Source organism: Paucibacter sp. JuS9 (assembly GCF_044043925.2).
Lineage (GTDB): Bacteria > Pseudomonadota > Gammaproteobacteria > Burkholderiales > Burkholderiaceae_C > JAUASW01.
The window spans coordinates 1,180,776-1,199,137 of sequence record NZ_CP194172.1 but is presented as its reverse complement, the minus strand read 5'-3'; the positions used below and the strand labels follow the sequence as shown (position 1 = coordinate 1,199,137).

The following is an 18,362-nucleotide window of genomic DNA, read 5'->3' as shown; positions in this document are numbered from 1 at the left end:
ATCAAGCACGAACCAGCCGAAACCCACCGATGAGCACCACACAGCCCTCCGCCGGTGCCGCATCCGGCATGATCACCAGCAGCGCCGGCGCCGCCCGCGTAGCCCAGCTCAAGGCGCAGTCGCGCAAGCAGGGTGAGGCCTCGTTCTTCTTCTACGACGCGCACTTCAAGAACGCGGCAGTGAAGATCCTCCCGGGCGAATACTTCGTCGACAACGAGGACATCCTCGTGATGACGACGCTGGGCTCCTGCATCGCCGCCTGCCTCTGGGACCGGCATGCGCAGATCGGTGGCATGAACCACTTCATGCTGCCCGAGGGCACGGGCGATTCGGGCCGCTATGGCTCCTTCGCCATGGAACTGCTGATCAACGAAATGATGAAGCGCGGCGCCTCCAAGAGCCGCATGGAAGCCAAGATCTTCGGTGGCGGCGCCGTCATTGCCGGCATGAACACCATCAATGTCGGCGAGCGCAACACCAACTTCGTCATCGACTTCCTGAAGCTTGAGCGCATCCCCATCGTCTCGAAAGACGTGATGGACGTGTACCCGCGCAAGGTCTGCTTCCTGCCGCACAGCGGCAAGGCCATGGTGAAGCGCCTGGCACCCACCAATACCGACGCCCTGGTCCAGCAAGACCGGGCCGCCGCCCAGAAAGCCCAGCCGGTCGTGGCCACCGGGGGATCCGTCGACTTGTTTTAGGCCGCATCCGCGGCAAAGAGAGAATAGAAATGGCCAAGACCACCGTCGTCGTCGTCGACGATTCCGCGCTGGTGCGCAGCATCCTGACCGAGATCATCAACCGCCAGCCGGACATGGTCTGCATCGGCGCCGCCGCCGACCCGCTGCTGGCCCGCGAGATGATCCGCAATCTCAACCCGGACGTGATCACGCTGGACGTCGAGATGCCCAAGATGGACGGGCTCGATTTCCTGTCGCGCCTGATGCGTCTGCGGCCGATGCCCGTGGTGATGGTGTCCACGCTGACCGAGCGCGGCGCCGAAGTGACGCTCAAGGCGCTGGAGCTGGGCGCCATCGACTTCGTGGCCAAACCGAAGATCGGCGTGGCAGACGGCATCCGCCTGCTGGCCGACGACATCACCGACAAGATCCGCATCGCCTCCAAGGCGCACATCCGCCGCCATGTCGCACCGGCGCCGGCGGCCGCCGCCGCGCCAGGTGCGCCGGCAGCGCCGGCCAAGCCGGTGACTGTTTCCAGCATCGGCCGCATGTCGACCGAGAAAATCATCTTCATCGGCGCCTCCACCGGCGGCACCGAAGCCACGAAAGACGTGCTGGTGAACCTGCCTGCCGACTGCCCGGCCGTGGTCATCACCCAGCACATGCCGCCCGGCTTCACCAAGAGCTATGCGGCGCGCCTGGACGGACTGTGCAAGATCCGCGTGAAGGAAGCGAGCGACGGCGAACGCATCCTGCCCGGCCACGGCTACATCGCGCCGGGCGGTTTCCATCTGAGCGTTGAGCGCTCCGGTGCCAACTACATCGCCCGCGTGCAGGACGGCGAGCCGGTGAACCGGCACAAGCCTTCGGTCGAGGTGCTGTTCCATTCCGCCGCCCGCGTGGTGGGCCCGAATGCGCTGGGCATCATGCTCACCGGCATGGGCGCTGACGGCGCCAAGGCCATGAAGGTGATGAAGGACGCCGGCTCCTACAACTACTGCCAGGACGAGAACACCTGCGTGGTGTTCGGCATGCCGCGCGAGGCCATCGCGGCCGGCGCGGCCGACGAAGTGCTGCCGCTGCAGCAGATCGCGCCGAAGCTGATCGAGCGGCTGCGCAGCACCTCGGGCATGTCCTTGAATCGCGTCTGATCACGCATCTTCAGTCATAGCGCGGCTCGCCGAACACAAAGGTGGCGCCCTGGATCAGGCCGTCGCGCACCTCATAGATCGCCAGCATCTCGGCCCGGCCCAGGCCGTTGTCGTAATGACGACGGATCTCCTCGTGGTCGATCACCGAGTTGCCGATCACACGGCGCGAGATCAGCCGAACCTGCAGACAAGGATCGGTAAAGCGGACAGCGAGTCTTTCACCCATGGCTGCATGGCCACGCGCCAGCAGCCGTCCCGGGTGCTCGTACTGGCTGGCGTCTTCGGCGTAGGTGGCAAGCCAGGCTTGCAGGTCGCGGGCACGGTAAGCGTCGAGCTGGGCCTGGACGACTTGTTCAGGGCTGCGTTCGAGGATGGCGTCGGGGGCGTAGGGGGCGTTTGGCATGGCTGGGCGCTCGTCTGAGCTTGTTGTGAATTGCCGATGACCGGGTTCTGCAGCAGCAGGTCCGCATTGCTGTCGATGAAGGCATGGGCCGAGCTGGCCAGAACCAGGGCCGACACCAGCGCCACCAGGGCGATGATCAGGGCGGGCGTCAGCGCCGTCGTTGGGGCTTCGGGCTTGCAGCCGGGGCAGTGGTTCATGGTCTTCTCCTCGCAATACTGGTCATCGTATTGATCCAACACTTGCGCCACAAACGATTTATCCTTGCCTACTTGGTTAGAAATACTTTCCAATCGAGGCATTCATGAGTCGGCTTCCCCTGCAATACCTGGCCGCCTTTCGCGCGGCGGCCGGCACAGAGAACCTGCGCGCTGCGGCAGAGCGCCTGAACCTGACGCACAGCGCGGTCAGTCAGCAGATCCGCGCGCTGGAGACCCAGCTCGGCTTTGCCCTGTTCGAGCGCCAGGGCCGGCGCATCGTCCTGAATGCAGCGGGCCACACGCTGCGGGCCGGTGTCGAGCGCGCCTATGGCGAGCTGGAACAGGCCCTGCAGGCTGCCCAGGCCTTGCACGGCCAGACGCAACGCAGCCTGCGCGTCACCGTGCTGCCGTCATTCGCCCAGCGCTGGCTGATGCCGCGGCTGGGCCGCTGGCATGCGCGGCACCCGGAAGTGGCGCTGGAACTGAATGCTTCACAAGCCGTGGTCGACCTGGAGCGCGACGGCTATCACCTGGCCTTGCGCCAGGGTCGCGGCCCCTGGACCGGCCTGATCAACGAGCCCTTGTTCGAATCGACCTTCCTGCCCGTCGCCGCGCCGGCACTGGCCCACCGGCTGATCGGCAAGCCGCTCGAAAGCCTGGCTTGCGAATCGCTGCTGGGCGACGCGGGCATGTGGACGAGCTGGTTCGAGGCCGCCGGCAAGCCGCAGCGCAATCTCGTGCCCATGGCGAGCTTCAACGACGCGGGCCTGCTCTTGCAGGCGGCGGAGCAAGGCATGGGCATCGCGCTATGCCGGGAACTGCTGGCGGCTGACGCACTGCTGGATGGTCGGCTGGTCCGGCTCGCCCATCATTGCTGGCTGGACGGCGAGCAGCGCGGCTACCACCTGGTCTACCCGCCTGGCTTGAAGGAAGACCCGGCGCTACGAGCCTTCTGCGACTGGCTGAAGTCGGAGATTGCGCTGTCCAGTGCCGCGCTCAGCGGCCAGCCAGAAACAGCGACTGCAGATCGCTGAGGAAATCGAAACCCAGTGGCGTGGCGGCCAGTCGCGACACGTCATTGACCAGCAGGCCTTTCGCCCGCGCCTGCTCCAGCGCTGCGGCAATGCTCGTCATCGGCAGGCCGGTGCGCTCGAGATAGCTCACCAGTGGCACGCCTTCAGCGAGGCGCAAGGCATTGAGCATGAACTCGAAAGGCAGCTCGCTGGCTACCACTTCGTTCTCGTTCGAACATCGCCTGGCCTTGCGCTGCCTTCTGCATGTAGGTTGCCGGCTCACGCCAGCGCACCTGGCGCAGGACGCGGTGCGGGAACGAGAGCTTGCTGTGCGCGCCGGCGCCGATGCCGAGATAGTCGCCAAACTGCCAGTAGTTGAGGTTGTGCTGGCAGCGATGGCCATCACGCGCGTAGGCCGAAACCTCGTAGCGCGAGAGCCCCAAGGCGCCAGTGCGCTCGGTGATCAGGTCCAGCATCTCGCTGGCCAGGTCCGGGTCGGGCAGGTCCTCGGGCGTGTCGACCGCGAAGCGCGTGTTCGGCTCGATGGTCAGGTGATAGACCGAGAGATGCGGCGGCTTGAAGCTCAGCGCTTGATCCAGCTCGATGCTCAGCTCATCCAGCGTCTGGCCGGGCAGCGCATACATCAGGTCGATGTTGAAGGTCTCGAAAGCGCCCGCTGCCTCGGCAATCGCGGCCTTGGCCTGCTCGGCGTTGTGCACGCGACCGAGGCGCTTGAGCTTGTCGTCGTCAAAGCTCTGCACGCCGATCGACAGGCGCGTGACGCCAGCCTCACGAAAGCCCTTGAAGCGCTCGAGCTCGAAGGTACCCGGGTTGGCTTCGAGCGTGATCTCGCAGCCCGGCTCCAGCGGCAGACGAGCCCGCAGGTCCGAGATCAGCTCACCGATCTGCGCAGGCGCGAACAGGCTGGGCGTACCGCCGCCGATGAAGATGCTGACCACCGGCCGGCCCCAGATCAGCGGCAGCGAAACTTCCAGGTCGGCGCGCAGTGCAGCCAGGTACTCGCGGGCCACATCGGCCGGCAGCTCGCCGCCCTGCTTCCACTCATGAGAGTTGAAGTCGCAATACGGGCACTTCTTGAGGCACCACGGCAGGTGCACATAAACGCTGAGCGGCGGCAAGGCGGGCAGCGTCAATTGCCCGGGGCGCATCAGCTTGATGATCTCAGCCATGGCGCAACTTCAATTCAGCCAAGATGCCAGACAGCGCGCATCTGCGCCGCCAGGTCCGCAGCCGCCAAGGCGCGATGGCTCAGGGCGTTCTTCTCGGCACTGGTGAGCTCGGCCACGCTGCGCCCCAGCGACGGAATGAACATCAAGGGGTCGTAGCCAAACCCGCCCTCGCCTGCCAGTGCAGGCAAGATCTGACCCTGCCAGCGACCCATGGCGACCAAGGGTTCCGGATCGTCGGCCGAGCGAACGGCCACCAGGGCACAGACGAAGCGCGCGCCGCGATCTTCAACACCCGCCAGCTTCTCCAGCAGCACGGCGTTGTTCTCGGCATCACTCTTGATGCGACCGAAAAGCGTGGCATAGCGCGCCGACAGAACACCGGGCGCACCGCCCAGCGATTCGACCGCCAGGCCGGAGTCGTCAGCCAACGCAGGCAGGCCACTTTCACGAGCCGCATGTCGAGCCTTGGTCAGCGCGTTCTCGACGAAGGTATGAAACGGCTCCTCGGCCTCGGGGATGCCCAGCGAGCCCTGCGTCAGAAGCTCGACGCCCAGAGGCGCAAACAAGGCCTGCAGCTCGGCCAGCTTCTTGGCATTGTTGGAGGCGAGAACCAGCTTCATGGCTTCAAGCCTTCAAGGCGGCCTGCTGGGCCGCGAGCAGTTCGCGGATGCCCTTGTCGGCCAGGTCCAGCAGCGAATTCATCTCAGCGCGCGTGAAGGCCACGCCTTCGGCGGTGCCCTGCAGTTCGACGAAGCCGCCGCTGGCGGTCATGACGACATTCATGTCGGTATCGCAGGCCGAGTCTTCGGTGTATTCGAGGTCCAGCATCGGCGTGCCATTGACGATGCCCACCGAGATGGCGGCCAGGCCGTCGCGGATCGGCGAAGCGCTGATCTTGCCCTGGCCGATCAGCCAGTTCACGGCATCCTGCGCCGCCACGAAGGCGCCGGTGATGGCCGCCGTGCGGGTTCCTCCGTCAGCCTGGATCACGTCGCAGTCGATGGCGATGGTGCGCTCACCCAGGGCGCCGAGGTCGAACACGCAGCGCAGCGAACGGCCGATCAGGCGCTGGATCTCCTGTGTGCGGCCGCTCTGCTTGCCGCGGGCGGCTTCGCGGTCGCCGCGGGTGTGCGTGGCGCGGGGCAGCATGCCGTATTCGGCCGTCACCCAGCCCTCACCCGAGCCGCGCTTGTGCGGTGGCACCTTTTCTTCCACCGAGGCGGTGCACAGCACCTTGGTGTGGCCGAACTCGACCAGCACCGAACCCTCGGCATAGCGCGTGTAGTGGCGCGTGATGCGCACGGGGCGCAGCGAATTGGCCGCGCGGCCCTCAGAGCGCAGCGGCTTGGAAACTTCGGTCATGAGAAATCCTTCGGGGAGAAGCGCGGGCTTCAGCTTTTCTTCTGCTTGGCTGCGCGTTGCTGGATCGCGTCCTGGATCTCGCGCACGGAGCGGTCGATCTCGGCATCGTCCAGTTCATTGGGCCGCTCGGCGTTGTTGGCCGACTGGATGGTGGAGGCAAAATCGTCGTCGCCGAGCGCCTGGGTGGAATGCGATTCGCCGTCCTGGAGGCTGTCTTCGCCTTCATCGGTGCCTTCCCACTCAACCGCCAGCACGGTGACATTGTCGCAGCGCGGCCCGCCATTTCGCAGCGCCAGCTCCACGAGGTCGGGCACCGAGTCGGTGATCTGCCGCGAAGCCAGTTGCTCCGTGATGATTTCGTCGGACACCGTACCCCAGAGGCCATCCGAGCACAGCAGAAGCCGATCGCCCGGCTCAAGCACCATCGGGCCATGCAGGTCGACCATGGGCTTGCCCGGGCTGCCCAGGCAGGTGAAGAGCACGTTGCGGTTGAAGCGCTCGCCGGCCGGCGTGGCGCGGCCCAGCGCGTCTTGCAGCTCGCTGTAGGAGTGATCTCGCGTGCGCGCCACCAACTTGCCGCCGCGCACGAGGTACAGCCGCGAATCGCCGCAATGCGCCCAGTAGCACTTGTTGCGTTGGATCACCGCGGCCACCACGGTGGAACGCGGTGTGTCTGGCAGGCCCTTGTCGGCCGAGTAGCGCAGGAGCTGGTGATGGGCATTCAGCACGGAGTCCGATAAATAGCCCGCCGGGTCCGACAAACCGGGCTTGGCATCGCGCTGGAATTGCAAGGCCATGGTCTGCAACGTGAGCTGCGAGGCCACCTCGCCCTCCGGATGCCCGCCCATGCCATCGGCCAATGCAAACAGCCCGGCATCTCGGGTGTAGCAGTAGCCCATGCGGTCTTCGTTCTTCTCTCGCCCTCCGCGTCTGCTGACCTGGTAGACGCTGAACCTCACGCCTTGGCTCCGGACTTGAGGTTCTCCAGTTGCAGCTTGAGGCGTTCGCTGAAACTCAGCTTGGTGTAGCGGCGCTCGGTTTCGCGGCCCAGCTCTTTCTGCAGCGCGAAGACCGACTGCGGGCGCGACAGCGGGTCGAGCGACATGCACCATTCGGTGACTTCGATCAGGTTGTCGGAATAGACATTGCGCAGGCGCGAGAGGCTGAGACTCAGGCGGTCCTTTTCGATGCGCTGCGGCGCGTCGTTGGGCGGATAGCCCTGCATACAGGCGTAGATGCAGGCGCCGATGGCGTAGATGTCGGTCCAGGGGCCCAGCGCGCCGTCGCGGCGGTACATCTCGGGCGCGGCGAAGCCAGGCGTGTACATCGGGCGGATGAAGTTGCCCTCCTTGCTCAGCACCTCGCGCGCCGCGCCGAAGTCGAGCAAGACCGCCTTGTTGTCATTCGTGATGAAGATATTGGCCGGCTTGATGTCCAGGTGAAGCATCTTGTGCTGGTGGACGATGCGCAAGCCGCGCAGGATCTCGTCGAACAGGCTGCGGATGGTGGACTCGCGGAACACCTTGTCGCGCTTCATGTCGCGGGCGGTGACGATGAAGTCCTGCAGCGTGTCGCCCTGCAGGTAGTTCATCACCATGTAGACGGTTTCGTTCTCGCGCAGGAAGTTCAATACCGAGACGACGCTCGGGTGCGAGATCTGCGCCAGCGAACGGCCTTCTTCGAAGAAGCTCTTGAGGCCCAGGCGGTACAGCGGCTGCTTCTCAGGCTTGACGCGCGGCGTCAGCTCGCCTGGCGAGCGCTCGGCCAGCGAAGAAGGAAGGTATTCCTTGAGAGCAACCAGGTGGTGCTCGGGATCTTCGGCAAGGTAGACGACACCAAAACCACCCGCGGCCAATCGCTTGATGATCTGGTAGCCCCCGACCACCGTTCCTGCCGGCAAGGGTGCCGGTTTCGGCTTTGACATAATCGCGTTTGCTTTGCTTACCGAATGCTAGATGCCAGTCTACAGCATGACGGGTTACGCCAGCGCCAGCTCGCAACCCTCCGCACACCCTGAAACTGGGGCCAATTCATCCGCCAGCGTGACCGTCGAACTGCGTTCGGTCAATGGGCGTTTTCTCGACCTCAGCATGCGCATGCCCGAGGAGCTGCGAGGCCTGGAACCGGCCTTGCGCGAGCTCGTCTCGGCCAGCATCAAGCGAGGCAAGGTCGAGCTTCGTATCAATACGCAACGCGAGGCCGACACGGCCTGGCCCCAGCCGCAGCCCGAGCAATTGAACCGCCTGGCTCAGCTGCAGTCCACGGTGCAGACCTGGTTGCCGGAGGCCCGCTCGCTGAGCGTCCAGGAAGCCCTGCACTGGTGCAAGAGCGGCGGCACGAGCGAAAAGCTGGACGAACCGACGCTGGAAGCCGCCCGCCGTTGCGTGGCCGGTCTGCTGGAAGCGCGTGAACGCGAGGGTGAGAAGCTGGTGGCCGTGCTCCTGGAGCGCGTGGCCCGGCTGCGGGAACTGGCCTCCCAGGCCGAGCCGCTGGTTCCCGAAGTCGTGCAGCGCCAGCAACAGCGCTTTCTTGAGCGCTGGGCGGAAGCACTGGCCGGCACCGGCTCGGCCCAATCGGTTTCCGAAGATGCATCCCGCGAGCGGGCACTGAACGAAGCCACCGCCTATGCGATCCGCATCGACGTGGCGGAAGAGCTGGCCCGTTTGCGCGCCCACCTGGACGAGATCACCCGCCTGCTCAAGAAGGGCGGCGAGCTGGGCAAGCGCCTGGACTTCCTGATCCAGGAACTGCTGCGCGAGGCCAACACCTTTGCCTCCAAGTCGGCAGCCATCGAGCTGACCAATATCTCGGTGGAGATGAAGGTCGCCATCGAGCAGTTGCGCGAGCAAGTGCAGAACATCGAATAAACAGACAGAACGGCAGCAAGGGAGCACACAGATCCATGGAATACCCCGGCAATCTCTTCGTCGTTGCAGCGCCCAGTGGTGCGGGCAAGTCCAGCCTGGTGAAGGCCCTGCTGGAGCTGGACTCCAAGCTGGACGTCTCGATCTCGCACACCTCGCGCGCGCCGCGCGGCCAGGAGCAGCATGGCCGCGAATACTGGTTCATCAGCTCGGACGAATTCCGCGCCATGGCCGCTCGTGGCGAGTTCTTCGAGTGGGCCGAGGTTCATGGCAACCTGTATGGCACTTCGCGCGCCGCCATCGAGGCCCGCATGGCCCATGGCGATGACGTGGTGCTGGAGATCGACTTCCAGGGCGCTCTGCAGATCAAGCAGTTGTTTCCGTACGCCGTGCTGATCTTCATCCTGCCGCCCAGTTGGGATGAATTGAAGCAGCGGCTGAACCGCCGCGGCGACACCGAAGCCGAGGTCATCGAGACCCGCATGGCCAACGCCCGGATCGAGGTGGCACAGGCGCAGAACTTCGATTTCGTGGTCGTGAACGCGGTGTTCGACACGGCTGTTTTCGACCTGAAATCCATCGTCCACGCACAAAGGCTAAAATACGCCGCTCAGCGCCGGAATCGCTCTGCCGTCTTCCGCGCTCTTGATCTTCCCTGAATACCTGTACTGGAACCCAAATGGCCCGCATCACCGTTGAAGATTGCCTGACCAAGATCCCCAACCGCTTCCAGTTGGTGCTTGCCGCAACCTACCGCGCTCGCATGCTGAGCCAGGGCCACACGCCCAAGATCGAAAGCAAGAACAAGCCGGGCGTGACCGCTCTGCGCGAAATTGCTGCCGGCGAAGTCGGCATCGAAATGCTGCGCAAGGTGCCGGTCTAAATCCGCCACGCTTGAGCCAAGACGGGCACCTTCGGGTGCCCGTTGTCGTTTCTGCGAGTGTCAGCAATGGCCTTGTCGCCCGGGCGTCAGAGATTCATGGGTTAAATTCCAAGGCATGGGTCTTCGATCATTTGCCGCCGCACGACTGCCAGCCGCCTTGACTGGGCTGACCGCCCTGCGCGCGCCCGTTGAACCCACGCCGGCCGAGGCGGCAAGCTTCGATGCCCTGGTGCACAAGCTGCATTACCTGCCCAAGGCCGAGATCAAGCGCATCCGCGAGGCCTACAAGTTCGCCGACGAGGCCCATCTGGGCCAATTGCGCGCCAGCGGCCAGCCCTACATCACGCACCCCATCGCCGTGGCCGGCATCTGCGCCGACTGGCGGCTGGATTCGCAGGCGATCCAGGCCGCGTTGATGCATGACGCCATGGAGGACTGCGGCGTCACCAAGATCGAGCTGATCGAGAAGTTCGAGGCCCCGACCGCCGAGCTGGTGGATGGCCTGACCAAGCTCGACAAGCTGCAGTTCTCGACCAAGGAAGAATCGCAGGCAGAGTCCTTCCGCAAGATGCTGCTGGCGATGGCGCGCGATGTGCGCGTGATCCTGATCAAGCTCGCCGACCGTCTGCACAATATGCGCACGATGGAGGCGATGGCAGCCAGCAAGCAGCGTCGCATCGCCCGCGAGACGCTGGAGATTTACGCCCCGATTGCCCACCGGCTGGGTTTGAACGAGATCTACCGCGAGCTGCAGGAGCTTTCGTTCAAGTTCATCCATCCGTGGCGACATGCGGCACTCAGCAAGGCCATCAGCAAGGCGCGCGGCAACCGGCGCGACCTGGTCTCACGCATCGAACGCGACGTGATGAAGGCGGTGGGAGAGTCGGAGCTCAAGGTCGAGGTGCACGGCCGCGAGAAGACGCTCTACTCGATCTACAAGAAGATGCGCGACAAGCACCTGAGCTTTGCCCAGGTCAGCGACATCTTCGGCTTCCGCATCGTCGTGGCCGACCTGCCGCATTGCTACCTGGCGCTGGGCGTGCTGCACCAGCTCTACAAGCCGCAGCCTGGCCGCTTCAAGGACTATATCGCCATCCCCAAACCCAACGGCTACCAGTCGCTGCACACGACGCTGGTGAGCCCGCTGGGCACGCCGGTGGAGTTCCAGATCCGCACCGAGACCATGCACATGGTGGCCGAGAAGGGCGTGGCGGCGCACTGGCTCTACAAGAGCAACAGCCAGAGTGCCCAGCAGCTTGGCGCGCACTGGCTGCAGTCGCTCCTGGACATCCAGGACGAAACCCGCGACGCCAACGAGTTCCTCGAGCACGTCAAGATCGACCTGTTCCCGGACGCGGTCTATGTGTTCACGCCCAAGTCCAAGATCATGGCCCTGCCCCGCGGCGCCACGCCGGTGGACTTCGCCTATGCCATCCATTCCGACGTGGGCGACCATTGCGTGGCCGCCCAGATCAATGGCGAGCCGGTTCCCTTGCGCACCGAGCTGCACAGCGGCGATGTGATCGAGATCGTCACGGCCGACAGCGCCCGCCCGAACCCGGCTTGGCTCAGCTTTGTGCGCACCGGCCGGGCCCGCTCCAAGATCCGCCATTTCCTGAAGAACCTGGAGCAGGAAGAATCTCGGGAACTGGGCCAGAAGATGCTGGCGCAAGCGCTGCGCGCGGAAGGCCTGGCCTTGCCGAGTCTCGATGACGAAGAACTCAGGGCCGCCCAACTCTGGCAGCAGTTGGCACGCTGGGCGGGCAACCGCCACGTGGACGAGCTGCTGACCGAGATCGGCCTGGGCCGCAAGATTGCCACGATCGTGGCCAAGAAGCTGGCCCGCATGCTGGCCGACCAGGGCGAGCGGCCGGACGCGGTCACGCTGACCTTGGGCCGCTTTGCCACTGACGACGCGCCAGCCCAAGGCATGGTGATGATCGACGGCAGCGAAGGCGCATCGGTGCGCCTGGCCACCTGCTGCCGGCCAATTCCGGGCGACGACATCAAGGGCTACCTGGGCCGTGGCGAGGGCCTGGTCGTGCACACCGCCGAATGCCAGGTCGGCCGGCGCCTGTTTCAGCGGGATGCCGAGCACTGGATCGCCGTGGCCTGGGCCGAGGAACTCAGCCGCCCTTTCGAGGCCGCCGTGGGCCTGCTGCTCAACAATGGCAAGGGCGTGCTCGCCCAGGTTGCTTCTGCCGTGAGCAGCGCCGAGGCCGACATCACGCACATCTCGATGGTGGAAGAGCCGCAGACCCGCGAGACCGCCGAGATGAGCCTGCTCTTGTCCGTGCGGGACCGGCTGCACCTGGCCGATGTCCTGCGCACGCTCAAACGCAGCGCCACTGTGCTGCGCGTCTGGCGGATCAAACCCTGATCACTGCTTGGGCTTGGGGTAGTTGACCTCGATGATCTCCAGCTTCTCGATGCCGCCCGGTGTCATCAACTGAACCTCGTCGCCTTCACGCGCCTTCAGGAGGGCGCGGGCAATGGGCGAAACCCACGAGACCTCGCCAGCCAGGCTGTCCGACTCGTCGATACCCTTGATCGTGATCGTGCGCTCTTCGCCTCTTGCGTTGGCATAGGTGACGGTAGCGCCAAAATAGATCTGGTCGTTGCCGTGATGCAGGCTCGGGTCGGCGACCTCGGCAATGTCCAGGCGCTTAGTGAGGAAGCGCAGGCGGCGATCGATCTCGCGCAGCCGCTTCTTGCCGTAGAGGTAGTCGCCGTTTTCCGAGCGGTCGCCATTCTTGGCCGCCCAGGACACGATTTCGACGATCTTGGGCCGCTCTTCATCCAGCAGCGTCATGAACTCGCTGCGCAGGCGCGCATAGCCCTCGGGCGTCATGTAGTTGCGCTTACCTTGAGGCAGCGCGGGCAGGCCCACGTCCTCGTCGTCATCGCTATCGTTTTCCTTGGTGAAGGCCTTGCTCATGGCCTGTATTGTGATCTTGGTTGAAACAGGAGAAATCATGGGTCCTCTGCACGGACTGCGCATCATCGAATTCGCCGGCATCGGCCCCGGGCCCATGGCCGGCATGCTGCTGGCCGATATGGGCGCCGAAGTGATCGTCGTTGAGCGGCCGGCGGCCTTGCGCACCCTGGGTGGCGGCGGCGCCATGAACCGGGGCAAGCGCTCGGTCTGCCTCGACCTGAAGTCGGCCCAAGGGCTGGATGCAGTCAAGCGACTGGTGCAAAGCGCAGATGCACTGATCGAGGGCTATCGGCCCGGCGTGATGGAGCGCCTAGGTCTCGGACCCGAAGTGTTCGAGACCAGCCATCCGCGCCTGGTCTACGGCCGCGTCACCGGCTGGGGCCAGACCGGCCCGCTCGCGCAAACGGCCGGCCATGACATCAACTACCTCGCGTTGACCGGCATCCTGAGCATCGCTTCGCGCGCTGGCCAGGCGCCGACGGTGCCGGCCACACTGATCGGCGACATGGCCGGCGGCGCGATGTTCCTGGCGTTCGGGCTCGTCTGTGCGCTGATGGAGGCCCGCCAGTCCGGTCGGGGCCAGGTGGTGGACGCGGCCATGGTCGATGGCGTGGGCGTGCTCAGCGGCCTTGTGCATGCCTTGCGCGGCGTCGGCTTCTGGGGAGACGACCCGGCTCGCAATTTCTTCCTGCACGACTCGCCCTTCTACGACAGCTTTGAATGCGCCGATGGCCGCCACATCACGCTGGGCGCCATCGAGCCCCCCTTCTATGCCGAGCTCCTGAAGCGCCTGGGGCTGGACGATGTCAACCCGAAGCGCCAGTACAGCTTCGACGACTGGCCCGCCTTGCGAGCGCGGGTTGCTGCGCGCATCCGCGAAAAGAATCGCGATGAATGGAGCGCCCTGATGGAAGGCAGCGATGCCTGCTTCGCGCCCGTGCTGACGCTGGCCGAAGCACCGCAGCATCCACACCAGCGGGCGCGAGGCAATTTCGTTGTGGTGGACGGGCATCTTCAGCCATCGCCGGCCCCGCGCTTCTCACGCACCGCCGCCCGCACGCCCGGGCGGTCTCCCGAGCCCGGCGAAGACACGTCCGAGCTGCTGCGCGAGCTGGGCATGAACGAGGGCAACATTGCTGCAGCCCGTGGCAACTGAGAAGCAACCATGCGGCCAAGCAGGCACCGGGCACGGTGCACAAAGCAAAAAGGCCAGCGATTTCTCGCTGGCCTTTGCCTTTTCTTCTTTTTTGGTGCGGCTGGCAGGATTCGAACCCACGACCCCTTGGTTCGTAGCCAAGTACTCTATCCAACTGAGCTACAGCCGCTAACTTCTTTGTGAGCCGTCTTCTTGACCAGCTCTCGCGGCCCTTGTGACTCTTGTGGCACGCGCTTCAATCTATTTTTATTCTTCGCTCCTGATCTCTCAGGTGTTTTTTGGTGCGGCTGGCAGGATTCGAACCCACGACCCCTTGGTTCGTAGCCAAGTACTCTATCCAACTGAGCTACAGCCGCCCGAAGCCTTGCATTCTAACCTGATTTTTCAGGCCTTCGCAAGAAAAACACCAAGACTCATGCTCAATGAACCATCGCCGCCGCCTCATGGCACCGCGCGCGGCGTTCCATATCGCCATCGTTGGCTGCCAGCTGGGCCAGCACCAGCCAGCTGCGGCGGCGCGCAGCCAGTGGCAGGCTGCGGTCATCGCAAACCTGTTCCAGGATCAGGCGAGCCTTGCCCCAGAGCTGGCGTTCGGCGAGCGCATGTCCGAGTGCATAGCTGAGATGCGCGTCGCGCGGCCAGCGCTGCTGCGCTAGCTCCAGGCGTTGCAGCCATTCGGGACCCAGACCGGGCAAGGCCTGGACCAAGGCCTCGGCCAGGGCAGCACGCTCATCGGCGGCCAGCTCGGCAATCTGCTCCCAGAAAGGCCGCAGCCAGCCGCGGCCGTCTTCGGGTGCGCCAAAAGTGACAGCCACACTGGCTGCACGCGAGGCCACGAAGGCATCGCGCCGGTCGGCCGGGTCCAGCTGCTGCCAGACCATGCGCAGCTGATCAGCATCGCGCGCAGCTTCCAGTGCCTCGATGGCCAACGAACGCAGCAAGCCCTGTGCGGCCAGCTTGGAAAAGCCCTGGTGCTTGGCCAGCATGCGCGCCGTGCGCAAGGCTTCCAGCGATTGGCCGGCCATGCGCTGAGCCTGCAACTTCAAGCGCAAGGCCTGCGTGCGCCGCCCGACACCCGGGCCCAGCTCGGCCAGGAGGCCCAGGGCCCGCGCGGCATCGCGATCATCGAGCGCCCATTCAGCTGCGAGCAGGCGGGTGCCGTCTTCGACGATGCGGGCCGAGCCCTGCTCGCGACTCAGGTCCAGGGCCTGCTGCAATTGCTCGTCGCGGCGGCGGCGGTCTTGCAGACGGTGCGCACTTTGCGCCGCCAGCAGGTGGCTCAAGGCCAGGAAGGCGCCGTCTTGATTCAACCCGGCCGTCTGCGCCTGGATGGTCAATGCCTTCTGCGCAGCCTTCTGTGCACGGCCGTAGCGGGCACCGAAGAACTCGGCCAGCGCTTCCCGCAGCGCGGCTTGCGCGGAACGGTCCCGTTGGGCCACGCGCCATTCGCGCGCACGGCGCGGCAGGCTGGTCAGTGAATTGGCCGTGTGGATCAGGGTCACCACCGCAAAACAGGTGGCCACCAGGATCAGGAGGAACAGGTTCAGCGACAGGTCGAGTCGCCAGCCATTCCAGTAAAAACTTGCCAGGCCGTCATTGCTGCCCAGGGTCAGCGCGGCAACTACCGCCACGCCGAACAAGAGCACCAGCCAGATCACGCTGCGCATCTGATCGCCCTACCCTCTCAGCGGCCGGGCACGGCAGCGGTGAGTGCCGCCAGCGTGTCGTCCGGACGCGGCAGCACCACCTGGCGGGCCTGGCCTTGCACCTGGCGCAAGAGCTCGTTGGCCACGCCGACCTTGCGCGATTGCGGATCGAAGTAGCGCTCGAGCAGCGCCTGCACATCGCGCAGATCGGCCTGCGCCGTGTCGTACTGGCGGCTCAGCAGTGCCAGCCGCGCATTGAGCAGTCGCAGCTTCAGGTTTTCACGCAGGAAATAGCGCTGGTCGGGCGCCAGCAGCATGGCTTCGGGATGTTCGATGCGCGTGACCCGGATCAGGCTGCGCGCCTCACCCCAGACCAGGCCCCAGACTTCCTGCCAGCGCTCATTGGCAGCATCAAGCCAGCCAGGCTCCTGGCCCTTGAGCGGTGCCGGCTTTGCCGCCGGCTTGGCAGCACGACGCTCACGCACGGATTGCAGCGCATCGGCCTTGTCGGCACTGGCCACCAGGGGCAGCTCGTCCAGCAGGCGCGCCACTTCATCGAGCTTGATGGCCAGTGTGGCCACATCAATGACGCTGACCGACTTCACGCGATCCAGGTCGCGCACCACGGCCCGGCGCACGCCTTCCATGCGCGGCTGCTTGCTGCGGGCCAGTCGCTCATCGGCCTGGCGCAAGGCAGCCACCAGGGGCTCGGCACTGCCGGTGATGGCGGCTTGCTGCAAGGCGACGCGGATCGAGGCTTCGATATCACCGATCACGTTTTCATCGCGCGAACGCGACATCGACTGGATCAGCTCTTCCAGCTGACTGCGCTGCAAGGCCACTTCAGCCAGACGCGCATCCAGCAAGGCCACCTTGGCTGCCGTGTCGCGACTCAGATCCTGGGCCTGGCGCGACTGGGCACGGGCTTCGCTCGCCTCACCCTGGCTGCTGGCCTGGCGGCGCACCAGCTCCTGTTCCAATGACAGAAGACGGCTGTGGCTGAGCCAGGCCATGGCCAGCCCGGCCACAGCAAAAAGCGCAATGGCAGCAAAGCCCACTTGGGGCCAGGGGATGGGCTTGGCCGGCAGCGCAGACGGGGCTGGCGCGGGCTCGGCGGCGGTGGTGTTTTGGTCGTCGCTCACGGTTCAAATGATTGTAGGGGCGCCCCCCGGCAGCGTACGGTAGGCCGCGGCGACAGCGCTGGCATCGGGTCGCGCCAATACGACATGGGTCCAGCCCTGGGAGCGGGCGGTCTCGGCAATGCGGGGATGGGTGGCGATGGCCAACGAGTCGGCGCGAGGCTGCCCCCCTAGTTCAACCAGGTTCTGGATGGCTTCGGAGCTGCTGAAGAGCCAGACATGCTCACGCGGCGACAGCAGCGCCTGATCGAGCAGGCCTTGCTCAGCCGTATCAAGGCTCGGGCAGGCGCGGCGATAGATGTTGAAGGACTCGACTTCGGCGCCGTGTTCTCGCAGCCGCTCGGCCAGCCAGTCGCGGCCGCCCTCGCCGCGCAGCATCAGCGCGCGGCGGCCCTGCCAGGGCTCACGAGCCAGCAGTGGCCAGAGGTGTTCGGAATCAAAACTCTCGGCCTCAGCCGGCGGCTGGCGCAGCAGCTCGGCCGGCACGCCAGCAGCCAGCAAGGCCTGGGCGCTGCCGGGGCCGACGGTGGCCGCGAGCACGCCAGCCGGCCATGTTTGACTCACCGGGCGCGCCGCGAAGAATCGATCCACCGCATTGGGGCTGACGAACATGGCCAGGGCCGAACCCGGCAGGCGCTCCCAGGCCCGCGCGGCCGCAGTTTCATCGTGACCCGCTTCGATTGCAATCAAAGGCAGAGCGACTGCATCAACGCCCTGCGCCGACAGGCGCGCCAGCCAGTCTGTACATTGGGGCCGAGGCCGGGTGAGCACCAGGCGCATCACTGCCCTTCGCGGCCTCAGGCCGCGGCCAGATAGGCCTGCGCGCCCTGGGCGCGCAAGGCATCGGCTGCCGCTTGACCCAAGGCCCGGGCCTGGGCTTCATCAGCCACGGCGGCCTCCAGCTGAATTTTCAGGAGCGGCAGGTCGTGGCGTTCCGGATGGCCCAAGGCGGCGCTCAGGCGCAAGACCTGACCCCGCACACCCGGCGACCACAGCGCGTGCGCAGCCAGCGGCATGCTGCAGCTGCCACCCATGGCGCGCGAAACCGCCCGCTCGGCCTGCGTGGCCAGCCAGGTCGGCGCGTGGCTCATGGCGGCGAGCTGCGCCTTCAGCGCGTGAGCATCAGCCCTCAGCTCGAGCCCCAAGGCGCCCTGCCCGGCGCAGGGAATCATCTCGTCGACCGAGAACACCGCCTTGATGCGCGAGGCCAGGCCCAGCCGCTTGAGACCGGCAGCGGCCAGGACGATGGCCGCATAACCGCCCTCATCCAGCTTGCGCAAGCGGGTGTCGAGGTTGCCACGCAGCGGCTCGATGCGGATGTCCGGCCGCACGGCCTTGATCTGCACGACGCGGCGAAGACTGGAGGTGCCAACGACCGCGCCCTCGGGCAGCTCTGCCAGGCTGGCGTAGTCGTTCGAGACCAGCGCATCGCGAGGATCTTCGCGTTCCAGGATGGCAGCCAGCTCGAAGCCCTCGGGCAGCTCCATCGGCACGTCCTTCAGGGAATGCACGGCCAGCTGGGCCCTCCCCTCTTCCAGCGCGGTTTCCAGTTCCTTGACGAACAGCCCCTTGCCGCCGACCTTGGACAGCGCGCGATCCAGGATCTGGTCGCCCTTGGTGGTCATGCCCAGGAGGCTCACGGCCAGGCCACGATCTTCCAGCAGCGCCTTGACATGCTCGGCCTGCCACAGCGCCAGCCGGCTTTCCCGGGTGGCGATCACAACGTTTTCACTCATGCGC

The 18,362-nt window shown here is 65.5% G+C and carries 18 protein-coding genes, 2 tRNA genes and 1 pseudogene; 8 read left to right on the top strand and 13 right to left on the bottom strand.

Going from position 1 to position 18,362, the window contains the following annotated elements; translation table 11 throughout:
• Window positions 1–29: 29 nt before the first annotated feature.
• Window positions 30–701, top strand: coding sequence for a chemoreceptor glutamine deamidase CheD (gene cheD, locus ABT392_RS05285; RefSeq protein ID WP_395386410.1), 672 nt, complete (start codon window positions 30–32; stop codon window positions 699–701).
• Between the two features lie 29 nt (window positions 702–730).
• Window positions 731–1,831 (top strand): protein-glutamate methylesterase/protein-glutamine glutaminase, encoded by a 1,101-nt coding sequence (locus ABT392_RS05280; protein ID WP_395386411.1) that lies wholly within the window; start codon window positions 731–733, stop codon window positions 1,829–1,831.
• A 10-nt stretch (window positions 1,832–1,841) separates the two neighbouring features.
• On the opposite strand, the gene ABT392_RS05275 is transcribed toward ABT392_RS05280, so the two are convergent.
• Window positions 1,842–2,234 (bottom strand): nuclear transport factor 2 family protein, encoded by a 393-nt coding sequence (locus ABT392_RS05275; protein WP_395386412.1) that lies wholly within the window; start codon window positions 2,232–2,234, stop codon window positions 1,842–1,844.
• Window positions 2,235–2,535: 301 nt separating this feature from the next.
• Between ABT392_RS05275 and ABT392_RS05270 the strand changes: the two genes are divergently transcribed.
• A complete protein-coding gene (locus ABT392_RS05270) occupies window positions 2,536–3,465 on the top strand; it encodes a LysR substrate-binding domain-containing protein (RefSeq protein WP_395386413.1) in 930 nt (309 codons plus the stop codon).
• Here the strand turns inward: ABT392_RS05270 and hemW are convergent.
• The 5 genes and pseudogenes from hemW to ABT392_RS05245 form a co-directional block, all read right to left on the bottom strand.
• A pseudogene (hemW, locus tag ABT392_RS05265) lies at window positions 3,428–4,634 on the bottom strand (radical SAM family heme chaperone HemW). The gene ABT392_RS05270 and the pseudogene hemW sit on opposite strands and share 38 nt — an antisense overlap.
• 14 nt (window positions 4,635–4,648) lie before the next feature.
• Entirely contained in the window at window positions 4,649–5,254 is a 606-nt protein-coding gene (rdgB, locus tag ABT392_RS05260) for an RdgB/HAM1 family non-canonical purine NTP pyrophosphatase (protein WP_334277276.1), read from the bottom strand.
• A 4-nt stretch (window positions 5,255–5,258) separates the two neighbouring features.
• Window positions 5,259–5,996, bottom strand: coding sequence for a ribonuclease PH (gene rph / locus ABT392_RS05255; protein ID WP_334277277.1), 738 nt, complete (start codon window positions 5,994–5,996; stop codon window positions 5,259–5,261).
• A 29-nt stretch (window positions 5,997–6,025) separates the two neighbouring features.
• Complete coding sequence (locus ABT392_RS05250) at window positions 6,026–6,955, bottom strand: PP2C family protein-serine/threonine phosphatase (protein WP_334277278.1); 930 nt, start codon at window positions 6,953–6,955, stop codon at window positions 6,026–6,028.
• On the bottom strand, window positions 6,952–7,920 hold the full coding sequence (locus ABT392_RS05245) for a serine/threonine protein kinase (protein WP_282825949.1): 969 nt from the start codon (window positions 7,918–7,920) through the stop codon (window positions 6,952–6,954). The genes ABT392_RS05250 and ABT392_RS05245 overlap by 4 nt, the downstream gene beginning before the upstream one ends.
• 31 nt (window positions 7,921–7,951) lie before the next feature.
• Here ABT392_RS05245 and ABT392_RS05240 point away from each other — a divergent pair, with 31 nt between their 5' ends.
• From ABT392_RS05240 to ABT392_RS05225, 4 genes are all read left to right on the top strand, one after another.
• Window positions 7,952–8,863, top strand: a complete 912-nt coding sequence (locus ABT392_RS05240; RefSeq protein WP_334277279.1) for a YicC/YloC family endoribonuclease — start codon at window positions 7,952–7,954, stop codon at window positions 8,861–8,863.
• A gap of 35 nt (window positions 8,864–8,898) precedes the next feature.
• Entirely contained in the window at window positions 8,899–9,519 is a 621-nt protein-coding gene (gene gmk / locus ABT392_RS05235) for a guanylate kinase (RefSeq protein WP_395386415.1), read from the top strand.
• A gap of 20 nt (window positions 9,520–9,539) precedes the next feature.
• On the top strand, window positions 9,540–9,743 hold the full coding sequence (rpoZ, locus tag ABT392_RS05230) for a DNA-directed RNA polymerase subunit omega (protein ID WP_124452325.1): 204 nt from the start codon (window positions 9,540–9,542) through the stop codon (window positions 9,741–9,743).
• A 115-nt stretch (window positions 9,744–9,858) separates the two neighbouring features.
• The gene (locus ABT392_RS05225) at window positions 9,859–12,123 is read left to right on the top strand and encodes a RelA/SpoT family protein (RefSeq protein ID WP_395386416.1); all 2,265 of its coding nucleotides are present in this window, start codon (window positions 9,859–9,861) and stop codon (window positions 12,121–12,123) included.
• Here ABT392_RS05225 and greB read toward each other — a convergent pair whose 3' ends face one another.
• On the bottom strand, window positions 12,124–12,681 hold the full coding sequence (gene greB, locus ABT392_RS05220) for a transcription elongation factor GreB (protein WP_395386417.1): 558 nt from the start codon (window positions 12,679–12,681) through the stop codon (window positions 12,124–12,126).
• A 37-nt stretch (window positions 12,682–12,718) separates the two neighbouring features.
• On the opposite strand from greB, the gene ABT392_RS05215 reads away from it, so the two are divergent.
• Window positions 12,719–13,837 carry a CaiB/BaiF CoA transferase family protein gene (locus tag ABT392_RS05215; protein ID WP_464970924.1) on the top strand — a complete coding sequence of 373 codons (1,119 nt, stop codon included), beginning with the start codon at window positions 12,719–12,721 and terminating at the stop codon, window positions 13,835–13,837.
• A 92-nt stretch (window positions 13,838–13,929) separates the two neighbouring features.
• Here ABT392_RS05215 and ABT392_RS05210 read toward each other — a convergent pair.
• The 6 genes from ABT392_RS05210 to hemC form a co-directional block, all read right to left on the bottom strand.
• Window positions 13,930–14,006 (bottom strand) — tRNA-Arg (locus ABT392_RS05210).
• Window positions 14,007–14,116: 110 nt separating this feature from the next.
• Window positions 14,117–14,193: transfer RNA gene (locus ABT392_RS05205), tRNA-Arg, on the bottom strand.
• Window positions 14,194–14,256: 63 nt separating this feature from the next.
• A complete protein-coding gene (locus ABT392_RS05200; protein WP_395386419.1) occupies window positions 14,257–15,504 on the bottom strand; it encodes a heme biosynthesis HemY N-terminal domain-containing protein in 1,248 nt (415 codons plus the stop codon).
• A 17-nt stretch (window positions 15,505–15,521) separates the two neighbouring features.
• Window positions 15,522–16,625, bottom strand: coding sequence for a uroporphyrinogen-III C-methyltransferase (locus ABT392_RS05195; RefSeq protein ID WP_395386420.1), 1,104 nt, complete (start codon window positions 16,623–16,625; stop codon window positions 15,522–15,524).
• 3 nt (window positions 16,626–16,628) lie between these two features.
• Window positions 16,629–17,402: a uroporphyrinogen-III synthase gene (locus ABT392_RS05190; RefSeq protein ID WP_464970923.1), complete on the bottom strand. Its 774-nt coding sequence runs from the start codon at window positions 17,400–17,402 to the stop codon at window positions 16,629–16,631.
• A gap of 17 nt (window positions 17,403–17,419) precedes the next feature.
• On the bottom strand, window positions 17,420–18,358 hold the full coding sequence (gene hemC, locus ABT392_RS05185; protein ID WP_395386422.1) for a hydroxymethylbilane synthase: 939 nt from the start codon (window positions 18,356–18,358) through the stop codon (window positions 17,420–17,422).
• Window positions 18,359–18,362: the final 4 nt, after the last annotated feature.